This is a genomic window from Halorussus halophilus (assembly GCF_008831545.1).
GTDB classification, from domain to species: Archaea; Halobacteriota; Halobacteria; order Halobacteriales; family Haladaptataceae; genus Halorussus; species Halorussus halophilus.
The window spans coordinates 980,861-1,003,751 of sequence record NZ_CP044523.1; the positions used below are offsets into that span (position 1 = coordinate 980,861).

A 22,891-nucleotide genomic window follows, 5' to 3' on the forward strand; every position below is an offset into this window, starting at 1 on the left:
TCTTTCAGGGGAGACAAATAAAAATGCCGTCTGTTATGCGACCGATTATTCGTCTTCTTCCTCTTCGACGACTTCCGGGTCGCTCATGGCGCTCTGGAGGCTGTCGAGACCGTTGACCCACTCCGTGACGAGACCGTACTCTAACTCTTCGGTGACGGACATGTCCAGTTCGTCGCCGTCGATGATGCGCGTGCCGCCCGCGGCCACGAGTCCGAGCGCCGAATCTAAGTCCTCGGCTTCTTCGGCCTTGCCAGCCTCGATGACGTACTCCTCGACGGGTGCGTCGTCGGCCGGACCGTTGGCGACGTACTCCTCGGCGGCGTAGAAGACGCAGACGAGACTCGTCTGGACGCCGTCGATGAGCATCGCTTTCTCTTCGTTGCCGAAATCGACTTCCGAGAGGACGACCTCGCGGATGTCTTCGAGTTCCGAAAGCGCCTCCTCGTCGTCGATAGCGCCGTCGTCGGCCGCGGTGACGATCTTTGCGATTGCGATAGCCACGTCGTCTTGCAGGTTGAGCAAGAGGCGAGCGGAGTCTTCGTTCTCTGGGTCGATGTCCTCCTCTCGGATGCGGTCGAGCCAGTTCTGCCAGCGTTCGTCGGAGTAGAACTCCTCGGGAGGCGCGCTCATATCATCATCGAGCGTTGCGCGGTTCATAAATCCTGCGAGGCTGACTTTCGCTTCGAAAACTGAACTTTTCGGCGATTTCGGCACTGAGGACGCTTCAATCGGCTGAGAAACGCGATAGCCGCGTTCACCGATATCTCGGTATTCAGACGGTTTTAAATCGGGGGACACCTCCCGCTCGAACGTCGCTATCGCGTCTACCGGTCCAACGTCGCAGTGGTGTCGAACCCGTAGACGCGCTCGGGCGTCTCGACGTGTGCGTTTCGTATCGCGTCGTCGTACTCCCGTTCTTGCATCCATCGCACGCGCCGGGGAACCGTCTTCGGTCCCATCACCGCGCCCGGCCGGTCGGGGTCGTCCACGAAGTCGGTCTCCATGAGGAACGGGTCGCCGCGCTCGGCCGCGACTTCCAAGCGGTCTTTCTCGCTCATCACGCTCGGCGTCGGCCCCTTCAGACGGCCGCCTGCGTAGTGCTTGACGACCTTCTCCGCGGGGAGGCCGACGTCTTCGGCCCACTCCGCGACTTCGCTCAGGTCGTCGGTCCCCTCGGTGTGAAGTTGGACCGCACAGTCCTCGTCGGCACCGAGTTCGAGACCGTGCCGGAGGACTTCGTTCGAGGCGTCCCAGACGGCGTCGGTCACGTCGTAGTGTGGTCGTCCAGTCTTGAGTGCGACTGCCTCGCCGTCTGCGACGTACTCGGCCGCGCAGTCGAGACCTGCCTGCATCAGGTCGCGTGCTTCGTCGGGAGCAAAGTCGCGGTCATCTACGAGTTTCGAGACGAGTCCCGGGTGGACGCCGAGGACTGGCCACGCGCGACCAGATAAAATCTCGTTTGCGCTCGCGACCACGTCGATGGTCGTCTCGAAGACGGGCCGAAAATCATCGCCCTCCTGGGGTTCGACGCCGAGCAGCCACGAGGGTTTGTTCACGACGAGCAGATGGGTGCCGCCGCTCCGCGCGAAGTCCTTGACCGCCTCGATACCGCGGCCGTGTTCGGGGTCTAAGTGCAGGTGATTGTCCAACACCGGCGTCCCGAGGTCGTCGCTCATGTGCGAGAATACGCGCCGAAAATCAAAAACCGCAGTGGTTTCACTTCCCCGTGGCCCCACGTAACTGCCGTAGCCAGCTCGGTGGCGTGCTGCGCCTGCCAGCGCAGAGCGTGCTGTGTTCGATTTCGCACTCGCGTGCCAGCGCGAAGATGTGCGATGATTTACTGCCAATCGCGGTGACCGAGTTCCCAGCTCGGTCGGTCTGCCATACCCAGCTCGGTGGCGAATCGACCTCGACGCGGCTCGGAGAGTCGCGCCGAGTTAGCCGATGATGCTTCCGTCAACCTGACTGACCCACTGACCGTCGAGCCAAAAGGCCATCCCTTGGGGTGCGCTGCCGGACCCGTCGTGGATGCCTTTGTCCGCCTCGAACTTCCCGTCGGTGGTCGAGAGGTCCGTGCTCATGATGATGCCGTCTTGGCGCGTCCGCTTGCCCCACGTATCGCCGTCGTTGTAGAAGTGGGCCTCTCTACCGTCCGTCGTGATGGTCGAGCGGGCGACGTTGAGGTCCGTGTGTTCCTCGTCCTGGATGAGGTAGCCGTCGTCGTAGCGGTTGAACCGGCAGTTCCGAATCTCGCCGGCTTCGCCGGAGTTCAAGTGAATCGCACAGACGGTCTCGTTCATGCCGTTGAAGTAACAGCCCTGCACGAGGAAGTCGTGGTTCGGACCGTTGCTGTGGAAGCAGATGTCGATTTTGTTGCCGGAACCGGAGGCGTACTTCTCGGCGTTGCGCTCGAAGTAGAGATCTCGGAGCGTCAGCGAGATGCTCCGTTCGATGAGCATCCCCCAGTCGTCTGCGTGCTGGATGGTGGAGTTCTGAACCACCGTGTCTGCTCCCGCCTGTCGGAGGTTGTAACCGTGTTGACCCGCGCGATAGACGTTGACGTTGTCGAACGTCAGCGAGTGCGGTGCGGTGTTGTTCGCAACGTAGACGCCGTCGCCCTCGACGCCGGAGATACAGATATTCCGGAAGTAGTTGTCGTAGCAAGTCTGAGAGTAGGAGTTGTCGGTGACTTTGATACCGGTGTTGCTTCCCCAGATAGTCACGTCCTGCACAGTCGCACCGACGTGGCCTTCGACGACGACTGCATTGTCACCGCCAGCGAGTCGGACGTTGCTGAGCATCGGCGACTCGGTGTTGTGTTGTTCGGTCGCCGTGAACACGAACGTGTTCTTCGTGGAGTCGCCGTTGTAGATGACGGTTCCCGTGTTCGACATCCCCCGAATGTCGGCGTAGCCGTCAACTACGACGGGGAACTGCTCGTCGCTCGAATCGTAGCTGTCGGCTATGACGACTGCACCGTTGGCGCCCGCGCCGTCGCCCGGAAGGTCGTCGTGTGCTCCCTGAATCGTCGTGTACATCCCATCGCCGTCGCCGACGATGTGGACGGTATCGAAGCCCGAGAAGCCGCTCGTACCGCCCGTATCCGTAGTTCCGTGGGCGCTTACGCTCCCCGACGCTGCGAGACCCATGCCTGCGACCCCTGCCAAAGCGAACAGTCCGCGACGCGTCAGATTTGTATCGCTGTCAGATCGAGTATCTTTCTGCTGTGTCTTTCCAATTCGGCCGTTACCTTTATTCCCAGTGTCGCTCACAACAATACCGGCGGGAAGCTTATTCTGTAGAATGTTCGATTCAACTGGACAGCTATTATTAGGGGTCAAATGCTTAGATTATAAATCTCCATATATGTCGATGTTCTGGGCATACTGTGTTACTGGCTCTCACGAGACGGGTTGTCTACGTAGAGAGTCTGTGAACGAGACAGAAAACGACGTGCTGGGCCGCTCTCCGGCACGAACGCTAAAGGGCGTGGAGTTCCGACGAAAGCTATGGTCGCGGGAGAGACCGACCCGCGCGACGTTCGTTCAATCGCAGTCACTGCCGACGACGTGGTGACGGCATACGAGGCGGACCGCCGAAGCGCGCGCAGTCCCGTCCTTCGAGTGACGCCGCCGTTCTCCGGGCGGATGCGGGCGCGACTGCACGTCGCCGACTCGGAGTCTCGTCGAACGAGCGACGTAGATGAGGAGACCGGCGCAGTCCACGTCTCGCCCACCCGACTCGTAGACGAGACGCGAATCCCGGACTACCCGACGCCGGACGACACTGAAGACGCGATTCGGTCGAATCCCGACGAGTCGTTCTCCGTCGAGCACCATCACGAGCGGCAGGTCGAAGCCGTCGCCGACTGGCGCGCGACAGTCGCAGACGCACTCGTCGAGTCGGTCGAACTTCGAACAGTAGACGGACCGCACCGCGTCGAAGTGAAGCGATTGGGGTAGTCCTCCGAAAGTGAGAACCGGTCACTTCTCGATGGTATACGCTTCGTGGGCCGCCTTCTGGAGCGCGTCGGAACGTCCGTACTCGCCGGGCGCGATGGCGACGGTTCGAATTCCGTTTCGAGCCGCTTTCTCAAGTACCGGCTTGAAGTCCGTGTCCCGCGAGGCGATGGCCAGCACGTCGAGACCGTTCGCGAGCGCGAACTCGGTAGCATCGACCGCGAGTTTCACGTCCACGTCGCCGCTGGTGACTGTCACTTCGAACCCGTGGGCTTCCGCGGCCTGAATGAGTCCGGGCGTCGCGTGTTCGTCCACGTACAACCGCGTAACCGCCAACTGCCCCAACTCCTCACCAGCGGCACGCACGTCTTCTAAATCGACGTCGAACTCCTCGCGAAGAACGTTCGGGCCGTCCACGAACAGCGCGACGGACGGCTCCCCTGAGAGAAACGAGCGTAACGGCTTCATAACCGTCGATAGCGCATCGTCCGCTTTAGCCGTGGCGGTCCGGATTTTTCTTTGCAAAGTTCGGGACACGGAGTGTCGCGGTTTGACACTCCGGCGTTCTCAGTCTCGTTTTGCGAGACTGAGAGCATGAGGGTCGCTGTTTGACCCCTCAGCGGGCCCGCCTTCTGCGAACCAAAACGAGATTTCGAAGTATCGCTGTTCGATACACCGGGCGAAATTCACAGCATCGGTCTATTCTCGACGCAGAAACCAAACATTTTTGATATATAATTGAAAACTCATTTGAAATCACATTTTTCTTGGTGAAAAGCTGTGGATTCGGTACTTTCGACTAGGTTCCCCGATTGCGCTATCCTCCGGAGTATAAATGTAGTCCCATGATATACCAACGTGATTTGTATTCAACACCCGAATAACTCGTTACAAACTCAAAGTACGTTGATATCAGTTCCCATAATACTTGTTCACTCATGTGTGAGATAAATAACTATACTGCCCCAACAACTTATTACAACTAAAGATTAAGATTTAAATAACGCTGTGAGGTTGTGTAGGACGCAGCATGTCAGACGAAAGCACACAGGGTTTCGATCGTCGTAGCTTCCTGAAGGCAACTGGTGCGGTGGGTGCCGCAGCCGCATTTAGCGGTGTCACGGCCGCGACTCCCGGCCGTTCTCCCGGTCCGAAGGAAGACGAAATTCTCGTCGGTGTCTCTGCAGGTGCAGGCGACATCGAAAGTACTGTCTCGAGCTACATTCCCGGCAACGCGGAAATCGTTCACAAGAACGAGAACCTCCGCTACGTCGCAGTGAAGTTCCCGAGCCAGGCTCCGGAAGTCGCTCGCGAACGCTTCATCGACGCCATCACGCAGAAAGAAGAGATCAAGTACGCCGAGAAGAACGCGACGCACACGACGCAGTTGACGCCGAACGACCCGCGTTTCGGCGACCAGTACGCACCCCAACAGGTCCAGTCCGACGACGCGTGGGACACGACGCTCGGTGACTCCAACGTCACCATCGCCGTAGTGGACCAGGGTGCCATGTACGACCACCCCGACCTACAGGCGAACTACAAGTCCAACCCGGGTTACGACTTCGTTGACAGCGACTCGGACCCGTACCCCGACTCGATGCAGGACGAGTATCACGGGACGCACGTCTCCGGCTGTGCCGCAGCAGTCGTAGACAACGGCACAGGCGTCGCCGGACAGGGTAACTCCTCGCTCATCAACGCCCGAACCCTAAGCGAAGAGGGTAGCGGTTCCACGGCCGACATCGCAGACGGTGTCGAGTGGGCCGCAGACCAGGGCGCGGACGTCATCAACATGTCCCTCGGTGGCGGTGGCTACACCGACACGATGAAGAACGCCGTCAGCTACGCGCAGGACCAAGGTGCCATCATCATCTGTGCGGCCGGTAACGACGGCTCCAGTTCCGTCTCCTACCCGGCGGCCTACAGCGAATGTATGGCCATCTCCGCGGTGGACGACAGCGAGAATCTCGCTTCGTTCTCGCAGTACGGAAGCTCGGTCGAACTCTGCGCACCCGGTGTGGACATTCTCTCGACGACCACCGACACCCGCGGTACCTACGAGAGGCTCTCGGGTACCTCGATGGCAACCCCCGTCACGTCCGGTGTGGCCGGTCTGACCCTCGCCAAGTGGGACCTCACGAACTCCGAGCTTCGTACTCACCTCAAGAACACGGCGAAGGACATCGGTCTCTCCTCGGACAAGCAGGGCTCCGGTCAAGTCAACGCCTTCAACGCAGTCACCACCGAACCCGGCAGCGGTGGCGGCGGTGGCGGCGGTGGCGGCGACTCGACCAGCGAAACCGTCAGTGGCTCGCTCAGTAGCTCCTACGACTACGACGACTACACGTGGAGCTGGGAGTACAGCTCGCCGAGCCAAGTCGAAGTCGTCCTCGACGGACCGTCGGACGCCGACTTCGACCTCTACATCAACACGGGCACCACGTCGAACGCGACCCCGAGCAACTACGACTACGGTTCCTACAGCACCAACAGCCAGGAGTCCATCACCATCGACAATCCGGACACCTCGACGGCGATGCAGATCGACGTTGACTCCTACAGTGGTTCGGGCAGCTACGACCTGACCATCACCGAGACGAACTAATCGGACCCCTTCGACTCCCGACTTTTTCCGTTCTTTTCGACCACCGTAGCGGTTCAACCGGAGAGCGCCGCTGGTCGGATGTACTTGGCATTTAATTGTCGCCCTCACCTACCCCGGGACATGGCCGCAGAGACCGGAATCGCCGCGGAACTCATCGACCTGTTGGCGGTGTTCGTCATCGCTGCGGGCGTCGGCGTCTTCGTCGCCAAAGTCGGGCGATTCCCCTACACTATCGCGCTGTTGCTCGCTGGACTCGTCGTGTCGATACTCGGTATCGGAATCGACATCCAGTTGTCTCACGACCTCATCCTGCTCGTGTTGCTCCCGCCGCTGCTGTTCGAAGGGGCTGCGACGACCGACCTCGAACGCTTCCGGGCGAATCTCGTGCCCATCATCGTCCTCGCAGTGGTAGGACTGATTCTCTCGATACTTCTGTTGGGGTGGGTCGGAAGCTACGCCTTCGGGTTCCCATTGCTCATCTCGCTGTTGTTCGCTGCGATGATCCTCCCGACCGACCCAGTCTCGGTGCTGGCGCTGTTCGAGGAACTGGGCGCGCCCGAGCGACTCTCTGTCCTCGTCGAAGGCGAGAGTCTGGTCAACGACGGCGTCGGCGTCGTCATCTTCTCGACGCTGTTGGGGCTGGTGCTTCAGTCCCAAGAGAGCGGAACCAACCTCGAACAACTAGTCACGCCCTCGACTATCGGGCAGGCGTCCGTCGATATTCTCGTCTCCAGTGGCGGCGGACTGCTGGTCGGTCTCGTCGCCGGACTCGCGGTCTATCAGGTGATGTACCGACTGGACGACCACATGACCGAAATCGTACTGACGCTTATTCTCGCCTACGGGAGCTTCCTGCTCGCCGAACACTACCTCCACGTCAGCGGAGTCATCGCCACGGTCACGGCGGGTCTGTTCATCGGTAACCCCGCCGCCGAACACGCGATGAGCGCCCAGACGAAGATATCCATCTTCAACACGTGGGAGACCGCGGCGTTCCTCGTCAACACGCTCATCTTCCTGCTCATCGGAGCGAAGACACCAATCAATCAGATGGTCGAACACGCGCCGCTCATCCTGACGGCCATCCCGCTCGTCATTTTCGCGCGCGCCGCCGTCGTCTACCCGATTACCGCGGTGACGAACCGACTCACGTCGCCCGACATTCCGTTCTCTTATCGCCACGTGATGGTCTGGGGCGGTCTCCACGGGTCGATTCCCATCGCGCTGGTGTTGGGTCTCCCCGACGGCACGCCGTTCCCGCTCCGCGAAGAACTCCGCGCGATGGTGTTCGGCGTCGCGGCGTTCAGCCTCGTCGTGCAGGGTCTCTCGATGGAGAATGTGATGGACAGACTCGACATCGTCACCCGGTCGGACGCCGAGGAACTGTACGAGTTGCTCATCGGTCGCGCCCGCGCAGTGGATGCCGCGCTCGACGCCGCCGACAGACTGCACGACGCGGGTGACCTCTCGCGAACGGTGTACGAGGATTTCCGCGGCGAGTACGAGCGCGAGAAAGAGGACCTCAACGAAGCTATCTCCGAACTGCTCGCGGACAACCCCGAACTGCGCCGCGAGGAACTGCTCGTCGGCGAGCGACGCGTGCTGAAGAAGGAGAAGAGCGCAATCATGGACGCCATGCGAACCGGAACTATCAGCGACGACGTGGGTCGCCGTCTGCTCGAAGAACTCGACCTGAAACTCGACCACGTCCAGACCGGCGAGAGTACGGTTCGAGACGACCCAGAAAAGGAAGCCTTCGAGGAGTTCTGGCGCGCTCGCGCGGCGGAGTTCGGCCTCGGGGGCGACGCGGAAGCAACCGACGACTAAGGTTCAAGTACCGAGAGGCGACCAACTCGGAGCGACCGGCGTGCAGAACCCACCTGCCGGTCCAACAGCTATGAACTGCCACAACTGCGGTCACGCCGACGCGTTCGTACTGCTCGCCGACTTCGCTGTGACGGTCCCGACCGACGGTTCGGACGGGCCGTCGTCGCCCGAACTGTCGCTTTCGACGCAGTGTCCAGCCTGTGAGAGCACCGACGTCGGTGCAGATGGTTCGGACTTGTTGGCCCGCTACGCCGCATCTATTTCGACGTAGCGGTCCACGGTTCGGTGCGACGTTGAGGCCAGTTGAGCGGCGAACGGCGACTTTCGAATGTCGGTGTGACTGCGAAGACGACGTGGGTCGAGAGACGACAGCTATCGTGGTCGTTCAGTAATCTAACTAGTTTGATAGTAGAATCGTAATTCGACTGCCGTGAGTGGCGTTGATTTTTCGACTTTATAGATATATTAGGCGATATAGTCGAAATAGCTAAGAGTCCATAACAATACCGATATCGAAGACACGCGTAGATGAGCGACGAGAAGATACTCGGCACGACGACAGTGACCCAGCGATGGCGAATCAGCCTCATCAAAGCAGTTCGTGAGGAGTTCGAGAAAGACGGCGTCGAGGTCGAAGAAGGCGACCGTCTCGTCTACAAACTCAAAGACGGCGAAATCGTCGTCGAACCAGCGTAACTTGTTCGATTAACTCGGCTTGGCGTACAGTCTCCCGTCCCGGGAAAACAAAACATTACTTGCAGGGGGGTCAACTCCAGGGTATGACCCTTCGGAAACCGCCACTGCGCGACGTTCACGACGAGCGCGGAGCGACGTTCACGGAGTTCGGCGGGTGGGACATGCCCGTCGAGTTCGATTCGATAAAGCTCGAACACCGCGCCGTCCGCGAAACAGTCGGCATCTTCGACGTCTCCCACATGGGCGAAATCGAAGTGACCGGCCCGGACGCAGAAGCGTTGATGCAACGGCTCACGTCCAACGACGTGACCGCGCTCGACGCTGGCGACTCCCAGTACTCGATGATAACCGACGAAGACGGACACGTCATCGACGACTCGGTCGTCTATCGACTCCCGGACGACGACGAGGCAGACTACCTCTTCGTCCCGAACGCGGGTCACGACGAGCAGATGCACGACCGCTGGACGACCTACCGCGACGAGTGGGGCCTGGACGCGACGGTCAACAACGCCACCGACGAGTATGCGATGTACGCCTTGCAGGGACCAGACGCCCCCGACCTGCTCGGTGAAGTCGCGGAGGACTCCCTTTCCGACCTCTCGAAGTTCGAGGCGAAGTACGTCTCGGTCGCTGGCGTCGAGTGCTGGGTCGCCCGTACCGGTTACACCGGAGAAGACGGCTTCGAGTTGATTCTTCCCTCGACCGAGGCAACGACCGTGTGGGAAGCACTCGACTGCCAGCCTTGCGGTCTCGGGTCGCGTGACACGCTCCGCATGGAGATGGGCTTCCTGCTCTCCGGACAGGACTTCGACCACGAGGACGACCCGCGAGACCCATACGAGGCGGGCGTCGGCTTCACCGTCAAACTCGACACCGAGTTCGTCGGCCGCGACGCACTCGAACAGGTCAAGGAGGAGGGCGTCGAAGACGAGTTCGTCGGCATCAAACTGGTAGACCGCGGAGTACCGCGGCACGGCTACGACGTGACCAACACCGACAACATCGTCATCGGCGAAGTGACCAGCGGGACGATGAGTCCAACGCTGAACGAACCGATTGCGCTGGGCTACGTACCGACGGAGTACGCAGACCCCGGCACGGTCGTTCGCGTGATGGTCCGCGGGCAGTCCAAAAAGGCAAAGGTAGCGAGCACACCATTTATCGACAACTAACAATGAGCTTCGAAGTACCAGACGACCGGAAGTACATGGAATCGCACGAGTGGGCAACTAACGCAGACGACACCGCCAAGGTCGGCATCACCGACTTCGCGCAGGACGAACTCGGAGACGTGGTGTTCGTCGAACTCCCCAGCGAGGGCGACGAACTCACCAAAGACGAAGAGTTCGGCGTGGTCGAGTCCATCAAAGCCGTCTCGGACCTCTACTCGCCTGTCAACGGCACCGTCGTCGCAGTCAACGAGGCCCTACACGACCAACCCGAACTGGTCAACGACGACCCGTTCGGCGAGGGGTGGATGCTGGAAGTGGAACTCGACGACGACAGCGGTCTCGACGAACTGCTCAGCGCCGGGGAGTACCGCGAGCAAATCGAGTAGGATAGTTAAATTTCCTTACATAGCTACGGTTCGCCGAACACTGATAGCCCCAGCGCCGGTCACGTTTTCCCGTACGAAGCAAGACTCGTCAGAGAGTAGCTCTGACGGTGCACATTTTTTCGAGGAGTAGTGCGCGAGGGCCGAAGGCCCTCAGCGCATCCGACGACAAAAAAGGGGGGCGAGAGTCTTACAATGCCCCGGTGCCAACTCACCGAGAGTGAAGCAGACGAAGCTCCTGTTCGGACTCGCCTCCGTCTTCGCCGGACTCGCCACGGTGCAGTTCGTCTTGGGGTTCGTCTACAGTCCGGTCTTCTTTGCGGTTGCACTACCGTTCGCCGTGGCCGCCTACCTAATCTGGTACCACGCCAGTGGTCGCCTCGCCGAGCGGGTACGGCAGGGCCGAGCGGGCGAGTACCGCGACGAAACCACAGAAACTGGCGGGTTCGGTGCGGGTCCGCGCGAGTCGTTCTCCGAGCGGAGTCGGTTCGGTAGTGGTTTCGACGCGAGGGAGCAAGGCCGCCAGCGGGGGAATCGACGAACTCGAAACCGACCGCCGAACCAGCCCAATTCTGGCCCGAGCGTCACCGAGGCGTCTCGCACGCTCGGTGTCACACCCGACGCCGACACCGAACAGGTGCGACAGGCTTACCGCCAGAAGGTCAAGGCCGTCCACCCCGACAGCGAAGATGGCGACGAAGAGCAGTTCAAGCAGGTGCAAGAAGCCTACGAGCGGTTGCAGAACCGTAGCTGAGAACACATAATTTTCGAGGCAGTGTCACCACACGAATTTATTAGGGATGACTCATAACACCTCGGTTACTTTCCGGCGACCCCGCCGCATCCCCCATGTTCGAGAGACAGACCCAGTTCGGTACCGCCCTCGCAGTGGCCATCGTCCTCCTCGCTGTGACGACACCGCCACTAGTGAGTGGTGCGCCAAGCGCGAAGTCGGCCGAACTCACGCCTAACGCATCGTTCACACCGCAGGTCGTTCACGAACATCGCGGTGACATCGCCACAATTACCGTCGATTCGCCGAAGAGTGGCTACGTCAACATCGGGTCGCAAGATACAGCATTCTGGCTCAAGGTGAAAGTGGGGTCGGGAACGACTGAACTGAAGTTGAATACGTACAAAGCCGGGATGGCAGATTCGACAGCAGCGATGAAAGCCGCACTCGACGGCGGCACCGTCGTCAACAATCCGGCACCGACGCCGCTCGACAAGCCGTTAGGGGCTGCTCAGTACGAGATGAACGTGACGATGGACAACGGGCAGGAAATCGGCATCGGGAAGCTCATCATCGAAGAGCGCGCGACGAACAGTATCGAGACTCGCATCGCCCCGGAGAAACTCCAGTCCCAGGTCGAAAATCTGGAAATCACCGACCTCCCGAAACAGACGGTTGAGCCGTGGAACAACGGTTCGGTTGCGCACGAGGATTGGGTGTCTATTCACGTCAACGCATCTGGTCTCTCGGGGATGCTGACGAAAGAGAAACTCGACGGCCACGACGGCGACGGCATCCAACTCAAGTTCACGCAGACCAGTGGCGAACTGAACGAAGAACACAACGAGTTCTGGGCCAGCGAAGACGCTACGTACTTCATTGCCAACAAGTCTGGCGAAGGATTCTTCGTGCTTATCGACACCAACAAACACGGAATCGGCCCGGGGGAGCGCTACAACGTCACGTTCTCCGTGAAGAGACCGCTCGCTAGCGAGAAGGGCGAACGAGTGAGTACTTCGTTTAAGACGGTGCCGCGCCGGACAAAGATAAATCGAAACGGGGCCGGCGAGGAAGTCGTCGTGGACGGCAAGACCACGATATCGGGGAAGACGACGCTCACTCCGGGATCGACTATTAATTTGACAGTCCGAAACCAGACGCTTCCGCAGTTGTTCATGACGAAGCAAGTGGAGGTCCGGGGTGACCGAACGTTCGCGACGAATTTTGATTTCAGTGACGTGTCGCCGGGACGAGCGTTCGAGATTCGGCTTCCCGACTCAGACCGGAAGAAGTCCGTCCCCGGCGTCGTCGCCGGTGGCGAGCCGACGACTCCCGAGACGACGACCCCGCCGACCACCACGCGTCCGCCGACAACGACACCCGACGAAACCGACACGCCTGTCCAGACGACGACTACAGAACCGACCACACCCGCCACGACGGCGGGGTACACCCAGGCGGCCATCGGGGCGACCGAATCGCCACTCACCGAGCGGCCACTCGAAAACGCGAGTCAGAGCCAGGAAGGCGGCGAGAGCTTGGTGCCGGGCTTCGGAGTCGAACTAGCCATCGTTGCGCTCGCTGGCGCAGTGCTTCTCGCGCGGCGGTCGTCGGGGCGATGATTTTTATACGGGGAGTGTAGACATGAACGCGAACGAGACAAACAACACGACTGAGGAAGCGGACGGCGCGGGTACTTCGTCCGGCGGTCTCTGGCGGTGCTAGAATGTTACAGAGTATGGATAAGACGGCGTTCGGACAGTTCGTAGCGGCTCTCTGGGACCAGCAGGGCTGGCAGACACAACTCAAGCAGGACGACGGGAAGTGTTTCGTCGCGGTCCAACGTCCCCAGACCGGCGAAGAGGGGCTCCTCTGGGCGGTTCCTGCCAGTGCTGGCGAAGTCGGCGGTCAACAGGTCCAGCAGTTCGCCTCGTTGTGCCAGAACTACGGCGTCGAGGAGTCGGCCATCGTCGCCGCTGGGTCGTTCTCGCAGCACGCCGAGAAAGTCGCACAGGGGTCGAACGTGGACATGCTCGATGGCGACACCGTACAGACGCTTGTCGAGAAGCAGGGTCTGACCGACCTACTGAAGAAGCACGCCGGAGAATCGGGCGGGACCGATAGCGGCAGTAGTGGCGATGGAGATACGAGTGGAGACGGTGACTCGCCGCTAGCCAAGGTGCGTGCGACTGCTCAGGGGGTCGCAGGTAAGGTCGGCGGCCTCGCGGGTGGCGACTCTGGCGTTTCACTCCCCGTCTCAGGAACGGCGGGTATCGCCGTGGTGCTCGTCGTCGCACTACTGGCGGCCGGTGTGCTGTTCGGGCCGTCGCTCCCGTTCCTCGGCGGTGGGGGCGACGCGCCCATCGCCACGGCGGCGACACCGACCGACGAAAACGCGACGACGCTCTACGCGGGATGGAACGCAGAACGTGTCGATTCCATCGACCCGAACGAGAGCGACGACAGGGCGTACTACCCGCCGAAGGGCGAACAGTTCGTCGTCGTCCAGTTCAACTTCACGAACGAGGGCGAAAGCGACGTTCCACTGAATGCTTCCTCGTTCAAACTCCGCACCGAGAATCGAACGTACGGCCACCAACCGCTCGCCGGACAGCGACTCTTTGCCGGTTTCACCCTCGGTCCGGGAGAACGGTATCTGGACAACGCCCTCGTGTTCTCTATTCCGAAAGGTGCTGACGCGACGCTCGTCTACGACTCGAACGTGACCGGAACGCCGGTGAACGTCGAGTTCGAACGCGACACGAGTCTCCCGACGAACGTCAGCGAACCCTGATCGTCGCTCTTTTTCCGACTCTCGAGAGGTATAAAACTACCCTGTGGGCGGCCGAACAACGACATATATGGACATGGGTTTCGGGGAAGGCTTTTTACGTAGTCGCACTAACTCGCGGGTATGTGCCCTGACCGGGCCGTGCTACAGCAGGCCCTCGAACGTGGCGAGCGTGAGGGCGGAAGCGTCGAATTCAAGGAACGTCTCACGAGGACGGTTCACCTCGCGGAAGGCCGGATGGAGAGTCTGGCCGCGCAACTCCGCCACCGCGTTCTCTCCGGTGACGGCGAGGCGACGTACGTCGTCGGCGTCACCGACGACGGCGGCATCGCGGGTATCAGCCACGAAGCCTTCTCCGAATCGATGGACGTACTGAGCCTGCTCGCCGAGGAGGCGGGCGCGCACATCGAAGACGTACAGACGTGGGGCATCGACGCCGACGGCAGCGCATCCAATCGCGGTGGAAAGAGCGGCGTGAAGGGTCTCGTCGGCGTGGCGACCATCTGTGAAGGCGCAGTCTTAGATACGGACAGCGAACACATCGTGGTCGGTACCGCAGGCCACGTGGACCACGGGAAATCGACGCTCGTCGGGTCACTCGTGACCGGGCAACCCGACGACGGTGAGGGCGGCACCCGCGGCTATCTCGACGTGCAGCCACACGAAGTCGAGCGTGGACTCTCGGCGGACCTCTCCTACGCCGTCTACGGGTTCGGCGAGGACGGGCCGGTTCGGATGGACAACCCGCACCGGAAGTCCGACCGTGCGCGAGTAGTCGAGGAGAGCGACCGCCTAGTCTCGTTCGTTGACACCGTCGGTCACGAACCGTGGCTCCGAACTACGATTCGCGGGCTGGTCGGTCAGAAACTCGACTACGGCCTGCTGACCGTGGCCGCGGACGACGGCCCGACGAAGACGACGCGCGAGCATCTCGGGGTCTTGCTCGCTACTGAACTGCCGACAATCGTCGCCATCACGAAAGCCGACATCGTGGAAGAAGACCGCGTGCTGGAGGTCGAACGCGAAGTCGAGCGCCTGCTCCGGGACGCTGGCAAGACGCCGTTGCTCGTCGAACGCCACGGCGTCGATGCCGCTATCGAGGAGATCGACGAGAACGTCGTGCCGATTCTCACGACCAGCGCGGTCACGATGGACGGCTTGGACGAGTTAGACGAGTTGTTCGAGCGACTACCGAAGACGACGGCCGACAGCGGTCCCTTCCGGATGTACATCGACCGCACCTACTCGGTGACGGGCGTCGGCGCAGTTGCGTCGGGGACTATCATGTCCGGCCACGTCGAAGCGGGTGACGAACTCCTCATCGGTCCGATGGCCGACGGTGACTTCCGCGAGGTGGAGGTGCGCTCCATCGAGATGCACTACCACCGCGTGGACGAAGCCAAGGCGGGCCGCATCGTCGGCATCGCGCTGAAGGGAGTGCGAGAGGCCGACATCGAACGCGGGATGGTACTGTTACCGGCTGACGCCGAGCCAGAGCCGGTCCGGGAGTTCGAGGCCGAAGTCGTCGTCCTGAACCATCCGACTCGCATCGGAGACGGCTACGAACCCGTGATTCACCTCGAAACGGTGAGCGAGGCGGTGAAGTTCTTCCCCGAGGGCGGCCAACTGTTGCCCGGCGACTCCGGGAAGACCAGAGTTCGGTTCAAGTTCCGCCCGTATCTCGTGGAAGAAGGCCAGAAGTTCGTCTTCCGCGAGGGCCAGAGCAAGGGTGTCGGCACGGTGACGAATATCACCCCCGAATAGAATCGACGCACGTAGTCGGAACGACTTTTACTCGTCCTGCGAAAGTTCCTGTCAGTGACCCGACCTCGTGCAATCGACCTCGCCGCGAAGGCGTTCGTGGGCGTGTTGTTACTCGTGACGCTGGTCGCGTTCGGTTTCGCGATTCGAGACGGGGCGACGACCGAGGACCTCGTAGTCGGTCTTCTCTCGCTGTACCTAACTGGCACCTTGGCTGTTGGCGTCTTCCGGGACCAGACCGAGAGTCGTGGCTGGCGCATCGCTTTCTTCGGTGGGTTCCTCGCGTGGGCCGGCTACGACTACGCGACGGGCGGTGGCACGCTCGCGCTCCTGTTGCTCGTCGTCGGCGTCTTCGCACTCGTGACGACCGCGTTGGAGTTTCGAACCCAGAATTAGTTCGCCCAGGGGCGCGCTTCCAGTGACGCCAGCGAGTCGAACGCGTAGTTCGGCTTCGGCTCCGGTTCGACACCGCGCTCCGCTGGCACCCAGACAGAGCCGACGCCCGCGGCGTGTGCGCCCGCAACGTCAGAAGAGATGGAGTTGCCGACGTGGAGCGTACGCTCCGGCGTCGAATCGAGGGCGTTCAGGGCGACTTCGAACGGTTCGGCCTCCGGTTTGGCGGCGGTGTCGTGACCCGCGAACACCAACTCCTCGAAGTAGTCGGTGAGTCCGGCAGCTTCGAGTTTGGTGGTCTGCATCCCCGGTGGACCGTTCGTCACGAGGCCGAGTCGGTACTCGCTGGCGAGCGTTTCGAGCAGGTCGTGTGCCCCGGGCAGCGGTGCCACTTGCGAGTGGTCGCGCTCGGCGGCGTAGATTTCCGCTATTTCACGGCTGACTTCCGGGTCGCGTCCGTACGACTCTGCAATCGCTTCGAAACACCGGGCGCGCACTTCGTCGATGCTCACGTTCGGGCCGGTGTGTTCGTGGAATCGGTCGAGGTAGTCGCCGATTTCGAAGAACGGCTCTACGCCTGCGCGTCGGAAGGCGTGGTCGAGCAACTCGGTTGGCGGCCGTTCGTAGTCTACAAGCGTGCCGTCTAAGTCGAAGAGGATGGTCTCGATGTCGGAATTTGGCATCTGGGTCGCTACGTAAGCGTTCGTCGTTCTCGCTGAAAAGATGTTTGGCGATACCGTTCGGTAGGGAGTGCATTAGCTGGTGGAGTATCGAAACTGGGTCGGTCTGAAAGTGGGACGTCACGCGACGCCGGTCACTTACTCGAATCGTCGTAAATAACTCTCGGCGCAAATACCGCCATCTTAAAGCGGTCCACTCCTAACCTCAGACCACATGAGCGGACGAAACGAGCGCGGGGAACGGGGAAGCCCGTACGCTCCACACACCGCCGCCGAGACGGCGGCGATGCTCGACGCCGTGGGCGCAGACGACGTAACGGAACTGTTCGACATTCCCGAGTCGGTCGCCTTCGACGGCGAGTTCGGTATCGACGCCCGCACCGAACGGGAGACCGAGCGCCACGTCGAAGGGATGTTGGCGCGAAACGAGGACCTGTCCGAGTTCCTCGGGCGAGGCCACTACGAACACTACGTGCCCTCGCTGGTGGACCACATCTCCCAACGCTCCGAGTTTCTGACTTCCTACACGCAGTACCAACCGGAAATCACGCAGGGGTTCTTGCAGGTGCTCTTCGAGTATCAGTCGATGCTGGTCGAGTTGACCGGTCTCGGCGTGGTCAACGCCTCGATGTACGACCACGCGACCGCACTGGCCGAGGCCGCACTGCTCGCGGCCCGCGTGCGCCAGACCTCCGGCGACCGCGTGCTGGTTCCGGAGTACATCCTGCCCGAACGCCGCGACGTGCTGCGAAACTACACCGAGGGCGCAGGGCTCTCCGTCGAGACCTACGGCACGGAAGACGGCAACGTCGATGCCGACGCGCTCGAAGACGCCATCGACGACGAGGCCGTGTTGGTCTACGCAGAGAACCCGACGACGTTCGGGACCATCGAAGAGAACTTGGAGGCTGTCGGCGAACTCGCCGACGACCACGACGCGCTGTTCTGTCTCGGCACCGACCCAGTGGCGCTCGCGCTCCTCCAAGAACCCGAGCAGGTCGGCGCAGACGTAGTGGTCGGTGACGCCGCGTCGCTCGGCCTGCCGACCGCCTACGGAATGGGTCTCGGTCTGTTCGCCACGCGCGAGGACTTCGTCCGGCAGGTCCCCGGCCGTCTCGTCGGCGCGAGCGAAGACGCAGACGACCAGCGTGCCTACACGCTGACGCTCCAGACCCGCGAACAGCACATCCGCAAAGAGCGCGCGACGAGCAACATCTGCACGAATCAGGCGTGGGTCGCGCTCCGCACTGCGATTCACGCCGCGTATCTCGGGCCGTCCGGACTGGTGGACCTCGCTAACGACTGTGTCAGCCTCGCCACCGACCTCGCCGCGAGGTTGGACGAGGTGAAGGGCGTCCAAGCGCCCGTCCACGACCGCCACCACTTCCGGGAGTTCGTCGCTCACACCGACCAACCCGCGAAGGCAGTGGTCGAAGACCTCGAAGCGGAGGGCTTCGCAGTCCACAAAATCGGCGAACATCACGTACAAGTCTGTATCACCGACGCGAACGAACACGCCGCGGATGCGCTCGTCGCGGCGTTCGACGAGGTGGCCTAACATGGAGTACGACCAAGCCCGCTGGACCACGAACGACGAGTACGAACCGCTCCTCTCGGAGAAGAACACCGAGGAAGTCGAAGTCGAATCTTCGCTTCCGGACGAGTTGACGCGCGACAGCGTGGAGCTACCCGAACTCTCCGAACCCGAGTTGGCCCGCCACTACACGCGTCTCTCCCAGATGAACTACGGCGTCGATAGCGGTCCCTATCCGCTGGGGAGCTGTACGATGAAGTACAACCCGAAGTTCACCGAGGACGTTGCGGCGCTCCCCGGCGCGGCGGTCCACCCCGACCGCTCGGACCGGAGCGTGCAGGGAAGCCTCGCGCTGATGGCTGGACTCCAGGACTACCTCGGCCGCATCGGCGGGATGGACGCCGTGAGCCTCCAACCGCCTGCTGGCGCGGCGGGCGAGTTCGCCGGAATTCTGGTCGCCAAGGCATTCCACGAGGCCAACGGCGAGAACGGCCAGCGCAAGGAAATCATCGTCCCCGACAGTGCCCACGGTACGAACTTCGCCAGCGCCGCGCTGGCGGGCTACGACGTAGTCGAACTCCCCTCCGCGGCGGACGGCCGCGTCGATTTGGAGGCGCTCGAAGCCGCCGCGGGCGATTCGACGGCCCTGTTCATGTTGACGAATCCGAACACGCTCGGCCTCTTCGAGCGCGACATCGAGGAAATCGCCGACATCGTCCACGACGCTGGCGGTCTGCTCTACTACGACGGCGCGAATCTGAACGCCCTGCTCGGCCAAGCGCGACCGGGCGACATGGGCTTCGACATCATGCACTACAACGTCCACAAGACGTTCGCCACGCCTCACGGTGGTGGCGGTCCTGGTGCCGGACCAATCGGCGTCACGGACGAACTCGCGGACTTCCTGCCTGCACCGCGCGTGAACGACGACAACGGCAAGTACGAACTGTTCGACCCCGAGCAGAGCGTCGGCAAGGTCCACGGTTTCCAAGGCAACTGGCTCGTCCTCGTGAAAGCGTACGCCTACATCGCGCGACTCGGCGACGAGGGGCTCGAAGACGCCTCGGCGAAGGCTGTGCTGAACGCCAACTATCTCGCCACGCAAATCGAGTACGAGGTGCCGTTCGGCCCCTTCCACCACGAATTCGTCGCCAGCGCGGGCGATCAAGATGCCGCCGACGTGGCCAAGCGCATGCTCGACTACGGCGTCCACCCGCCGACGACGAAGTGGCCCGAAATCGTCCCGGAGGCGCTGATGACCGAACCGACCGAAATCGAAGGTCGCGAGACGCTCGACCAACTCGCAGACGCGTTCAACGCAGTCGCCAACGAGGACGACGAGACGCTCGAAGCCGCACCTGAACGCACCAGCGCCAAGCGCATCGACCAGACGAGCGCGGCGCGGGACCTGCGACTCTCGTGGCAGTCGCTCGACGAGGAGTAGCTCAACCTCCCTGTGAACGAACAGTTAGTTCGGCGTATTCGCTGATACAGACCCGCCAAGACGGCGATACTCCAGCGAACGAACTGATATGTTTATCGACGTGACGGTGGGGATTCGATTGGGGGCAAACGATGACACGAGAGACCGGAGAGACCGGGAATAGCGGAGAGGCAGACGGGCGGACGCGCCGCAAGTTCATCGGGGCAGTTGCCGCGGGGGGCGTCCTCGCGAGTATCGGGACTATCGTAGGGGGACAGGAGACGACCACCGGACAGGGAACGACCACTGTCGGCAACGAAACTGCGACGACCGCAGCGAACCAGACCGAAACGACGGTCGCCGAGACGACACCGGCCGAGGCTGGGACAACCGTCGTAGACCAGCGAAACATCGCGCTCGGTGCGCGACAGGGTGGCTGGCGCGGGCGCGAGCCAGAGTCGATTCGCAGGCAACGGAACCCGCCGTTGGCGCTACGCGAGGGTCAGACGTACCGAGTCACGTGGCGGAACCTCGACGGACTCCCGCACAACTTCTCGTTCTTCGACGACCAAGGATTCCGGATGCCGATAATCACGATCGACGGCGAGGAGGTCAGACGAACCCCAGTGGTCAGTCAGCGCGGAGCGACACAGACGTTCGAATTCACCGCTGACCCGGGGATAGAGGCGTACATCTGTAACGTCCATCCGCTCACCATGCGAGGTAACGTCTTCGTCTGGACGGGTGAGATTTGACCGGGGAACCTCCCGTCGAGCGATGATTTTCAGCGGCGAGAATCGAAAGAAGCGCCGGTAATCTCCGTTACGAACGGTGAAATCGAGAGTATTCCTGATACCCGCCGAACGTTTATGTGCGACTTCGTGGAGGTTCTTTGGGGGAATGGGGAGATGACACGTACACCAGACGAAAGAGCGAACAGCACAACTCAGACGAGACGACGATTTTTACAGGCAGTCGCGGCAGGAGGCATCGCCGGGGGCATCGGTCTGACTGGCGCACGGGCACAGGAGACGACCTTAGAGTTCGGCGGCCAGCGCTCGGGATGGGTCGGCCGCGCGCCAGCGGCAATCGAAGGCCAAACGAATCCGACGCTACAGTTAGAGGCGGGTCGGACGTACACGGTTCGCTGGGAGAACGTGGACGGCCTCCCGCACAACTTCGCGTTTCTGGACCCGGACGGGAACAGCATCCCGGTCATCCAGACCGACGACGGGGCGGTCGCCGAGACTGAAATAGTCTCACAACGAGGCGCGACACAGGAGTTCCAGTTCGTCGCCGAACCAGCGATTGCGACGTACTTCTGCGTCGTCCACCCGAATTCGATGCGGGGGGGCGTCGAGGTTCGGGGCGGAGGGGCGACGACGACCGCGGGCGAGGAGACGACCCAACGACCAGAACGCTTCGTGCCACGGGGGCCGACTGTCGGACTCCAACAGGTGGCTGGCGACCCAATTCAACAGCCAGTCGGGTTCGCGGTCGCCGACGAGGACCGCGACCGACGGTTCGTCGTGGACCAGAACGGGCAGATATACGTCCACGGACCGGACGGTATCGAATCCGAACCGTTCCTCGACGTGCAGGAGAAGTTGGTCTCGCTCCGGAGCGACTTCGACGAGCGCGGACTGCTCGGGTTGGCGTTCCATCCGGAGTTCCAAGACAACGGCCGGTTCTTCGTACGTTACAGCGCGCCGTTGCGCCCGGAGGACTTCGTCGGCCCCGACCGAGAGGGGACGCCGAAGGACTTCGACCACACGTTCGTCCTCTCTGAGTACCAAACGACAGACGATGGGAGTGCTGCTCGACCGGACTCCGAGCGAATCCTCCTGGAGATTCCGGAACCGCAGTTCAACCACAACGCGGGCGACCTCGCGTTCGGTCCGGACGGCTACCTCTACGTGGCGGTCGGCGACGGTGGCGGTGCGAACGACTCCGACATGGGCCACGTGCCCGACTGGTACGACGACAACGAGGGCGGCAACGGCCAAGACGTGACCGAGAACCTGTTGGGGAGCATTCTGCGCATCGACGTAGACAACGAGGAAGACGGGAGACGGTACGCCATCCCAGACGACAACCCGCTCGTCGGCACCGACGCGTTCCCCGAACACTACGCGTGGGGGCTTCGGAACCCGTGGCGTATGTCGTTCAACGACGGCGAACTGTTCGTCGCGGACGTCGGCCAGAACCTCTTCGAAGAGGTGAACATCGTCGAACGGGGCGGCAACTACGGGTGGAACGTCAAGGAAGCGACGCACTGTTTCAGCCCCGCGAGTCCGGACGAACCGCCGGAGAACTGTCCGGATTCGACGCCGGACGGCGTGCGCGGTGGAGAGCCACTCATCGACCCCGTCATCGAGTATCCACACACGTTCCAGAACCAATCGGTCGGCATCTCGGTCACCGGCGGCTACGTCGCGCAGAGCGACACCGTCGGCGAGCTACAGAGTCGGTACGTGTTCGGTGACTGGAGTCGTTCGTTCAGCGAACCGCGCGGGCGGCTGTTCGTGGCGACTCGTCCAGAAGCGGGGGAAACCGAAACTGCTGAGGAAACGACGACTGACACAGCACAAGCGGGAGACGGCGACGGACTCTGGTCGTTCGAAGAACTCGTCGTCGAAAACAGCCCGAACGGCGAAGTCAACCGGTTCGTCCTCGCCTTCGGTCGGGACCGAAACGGAGACCTGTACGTCTGTACGAGCGAGACACCGAGCGTGAGCGGTTCCGGTAGCGTCTACAAAATCGTCCCTCCGGGAGAAGGCGACCAGATTTCGCCGCCGGTCCAAGCGACGACTACTGCCGGGGAGACGACGACCGGCGGTGGTGAGACGACGACTTCCGATGGGGAAGCGACGACTGTCGAAGAAACGACGTCTGCCCCAGAGACGACCGAAGAGAGCGGATAGAACG

21 protein-coding genes are annotated in these 22,891 nt (G+C 61.7%); 16 read left to right on the top strand and 5 right to left on the bottom strand.

Going from position 1 to position 22,891, the window contains the following annotated elements; genetic code table 11:
• Nucleotides 1–45 precede the first annotated feature (45 nt).
• The 3 genes from F7R90_RS04810 to F7R90_RS04820 form a co-directional block, all read right to left on the bottom strand.
• Nucleotides 46–630 carry a DUF2150 family protein gene (locus tag F7R90_RS04810; protein ID WP_158056136.1) on the bottom strand — a complete coding sequence of 195 codons (585 nt, stop codon included), beginning with the start codon at nucleotides 628–630 and terminating at the stop codon, nucleotides 46–48.
• A 194-nt stretch (nucleotides 631–824) separates the two neighbouring features.
• On the bottom strand, nucleotides 825–1,676 hold the full coding sequence (locus F7R90_RS04815) for a TatD family hydrolase (protein WP_158056137.1): 852 nt from the start codon (nucleotides 1,674–1,676) through the stop codon (nucleotides 825–827).
• 261 nt (nucleotides 1,677–1,937) lie between these two features.
• A complete protein-coding gene (locus F7R90_RS04820) occupies nucleotides 1,938–3,167 on the bottom strand; it encodes a right-handed parallel beta-helix repeat-containing protein (protein WP_158056138.1) in 1,230 nt (409 codons plus the stop codon).
• 342 nt (nucleotides 3,168–3,509) lie between these two features.
• Here F7R90_RS04820 and F7R90_RS04825 point away from each other — a divergent pair, with 342 nt between their 5' ends.
• Nucleotides 3,510–3,962, top strand: a complete 453-nt coding sequence (locus tag F7R90_RS04825) for a hypothetical protein (RefSeq protein WP_158056139.1) — start codon at nucleotides 3,510–3,512, stop codon at nucleotides 3,960–3,962.
• 21 nt (nucleotides 3,963–3,983) lie between these two features.
• Here the strand turns inward: F7R90_RS04825 and F7R90_RS04830 are convergent, their stop codons facing one another.
• Nucleotides 3,984–4,427, bottom strand: a complete 444-nt coding sequence (locus tag F7R90_RS04830) for an NYN domain-containing protein (RefSeq protein WP_158056140.1) — start codon at nucleotides 4,425–4,427, stop codon at nucleotides 3,984–3,986.
• 562 nt (nucleotides 4,428–4,989) lie between these two features.
• Here F7R90_RS04830 and F7R90_RS04835 point away from each other — a divergent pair.
• The 11 genes from F7R90_RS04835 (at nucleotide 4,990) to F7R90_RS04880 (ending at nucleotide 16,329) form a co-directional block, all read left to right on the top strand.
• Nucleotides 4,990–6,567 (top strand): S8 family serine peptidase, encoded by a 1,578-nt coding sequence (locus F7R90_RS04835; RefSeq protein ID WP_158056141.1) that lies wholly within the window; start codon nucleotides 4,990–4,992, stop codon nucleotides 6,565–6,567.
• Between the two features lie 120 nt (nucleotides 6,568–6,687).
• Nucleotides 6,688–8,394 (top strand): Na+/H+ antiporter, encoded by a 1,707-nt coding sequence (locus F7R90_RS04840; protein ID WP_158056142.1) that lies wholly within the window; start codon nucleotides 6,688–6,690, stop codon nucleotides 8,392–8,394.
• 70 nt (nucleotides 8,395–8,464) lie between these two features.
• The gene (locus F7R90_RS04845; protein WP_158056143.1) at nucleotides 8,465–8,665 is read left to right on the top strand and encodes a hypothetical protein; all 201 of its coding nucleotides are present in this window, start codon (nucleotides 8,465–8,467) and stop codon (nucleotides 8,663–8,665) included.
• Nucleotides 8,666–8,922: 257 nt separating this feature from the next.
• Entirely contained in the window at nucleotides 8,923–9,090 is a 168-nt protein-coding gene (locus F7R90_RS22055; RefSeq protein ID WP_192498401.1) for a hypothetical protein, read from the top strand.
• Nucleotides 9,091–9,173: 83 nt separating this feature from the next.
• Nucleotides 9,174–10,265 carry a glycine cleavage system aminomethyltransferase GcvT gene (gene gcvT, locus F7R90_RS04850; RefSeq protein WP_158056144.1) on the top strand — a complete coding sequence of 364 codons (1,092 nt, stop codon included), beginning with the start codon at nucleotides 9,174–9,176 and terminating at the stop codon, nucleotides 10,263–10,265.
• Between the two features lie 2 nt (nucleotides 10,266–10,267).
• Nucleotides 10,268–10,651, top strand: coding sequence for a glycine cleavage system protein GcvH (gene gcvH, locus F7R90_RS04855; protein WP_158056145.1), 384 nt, complete (start codon nucleotides 10,268–10,270; stop codon nucleotides 10,649–10,651).
• 217 nt (nucleotides 10,652–10,868) lie between these two features.
• Nucleotides 10,869–11,402 carry a J domain-containing protein gene (locus tag F7R90_RS04860; protein WP_158056146.1) on the top strand — a complete coding sequence of 178 codons (534 nt, stop codon included), beginning with the start codon at nucleotides 10,869–10,871 and terminating at the stop codon, nucleotides 11,400–11,402.
• Nucleotides 11,403–11,497: 95 nt separating this feature from the next.
• Nucleotides 11,498–13,003, top strand: a complete 1,506-nt coding sequence (locus tag F7R90_RS04865) for a BGTF surface domain-containing protein (protein WP_158056147.1) — start codon at nucleotides 11,498–11,500, stop codon at nucleotides 13,001–13,003.
• A 104-nt stretch (nucleotides 13,004–13,107) separates the two neighbouring features.
• Nucleotides 13,108–14,175, top strand: coding sequence for a restriction endonuclease (locus F7R90_RS04870; RefSeq protein WP_158056148.1), 1,068 nt, complete (start codon nucleotides 13,108–13,110; stop codon nucleotides 14,173–14,175).
• A gap of 120 nt (nucleotides 14,176–14,295) precedes the next feature.
• On the top strand, nucleotides 14,296–15,936 hold the full coding sequence (locus F7R90_RS04875) for a GTPBP1 family GTP-binding protein (protein ID WP_158056149.1): 1,641 nt from the start codon (nucleotides 14,296–14,298) through the stop codon (nucleotides 15,934–15,936).
• 54 nt (nucleotides 15,937–15,990) lie between these two features.
• Nucleotides 15,991–16,329 carry a hypothetical protein gene (locus F7R90_RS04880; RefSeq protein ID WP_158056150.1) on the top strand — a complete coding sequence of 113 codons (339 nt, stop codon included), beginning with the start codon at nucleotides 15,991–15,993 and terminating at the stop codon, nucleotides 16,327–16,329.
• Here F7R90_RS04880 and F7R90_RS04885 read toward each other — a convergent pair.
• On the bottom strand, nucleotides 16,326–17,009 hold the full coding sequence (locus tag F7R90_RS04885; RefSeq protein WP_158056151.1) for an HAD family hydrolase: 684 nt from the start codon (nucleotides 17,007–17,009) through the stop codon (nucleotides 16,326–16,328). The two genes, F7R90_RS04880 and F7R90_RS04885, sit on opposite strands and share 4 nt — an antisense overlap.
• A gap of 211 nt (nucleotides 17,010–17,220) precedes the next feature.
• Here F7R90_RS04885 and gcvPA point away from each other — a divergent pair, with 211 nt between their 5' ends.
• From gcvPA to F7R90_RS04905, 4 genes are all read left to right on the top strand, one after another.
• Nucleotides 17,221–18,564, top strand: a complete 1,344-nt coding sequence (gene gcvPA, locus F7R90_RS04890; protein ID WP_158056152.1) for an aminomethyl-transferring glycine dehydrogenase subunit GcvPA — start codon at nucleotides 17,221–17,223, stop codon at nucleotides 18,562–18,564.
• A gap of 1 nt (nucleotide 18,565) precedes the next feature.
• A complete protein-coding gene (gene gcvPB / locus F7R90_RS04895; RefSeq protein WP_158056153.1) occupies nucleotides 18,566–19,984 on the top strand; it encodes an aminomethyl-transferring glycine dehydrogenase subunit GcvPB in 1,419 nt (472 codons plus the stop codon).
• 131 nt (nucleotides 19,985–20,115) lie between these two features.
• Nucleotides 20,116–20,718, top strand: a complete 603-nt coding sequence (locus tag F7R90_RS04900) for a cupredoxin domain-containing protein (protein WP_158056154.1) — start codon at nucleotides 20,116–20,118, stop codon at nucleotides 20,716–20,718.
• A gap of 153 nt (nucleotides 20,719–20,871) precedes the next feature.
• Nucleotides 20,872–22,887: a PQQ-dependent sugar dehydrogenase gene (locus tag F7R90_RS04905; protein WP_158056155.1), complete on the top strand. Its 2,016-nt coding sequence runs from the start codon at nucleotides 20,872–20,874 to the stop codon at nucleotides 22,885–22,887.
• Nucleotides 22,888–22,891: the final 4 nt, after the last annotated feature.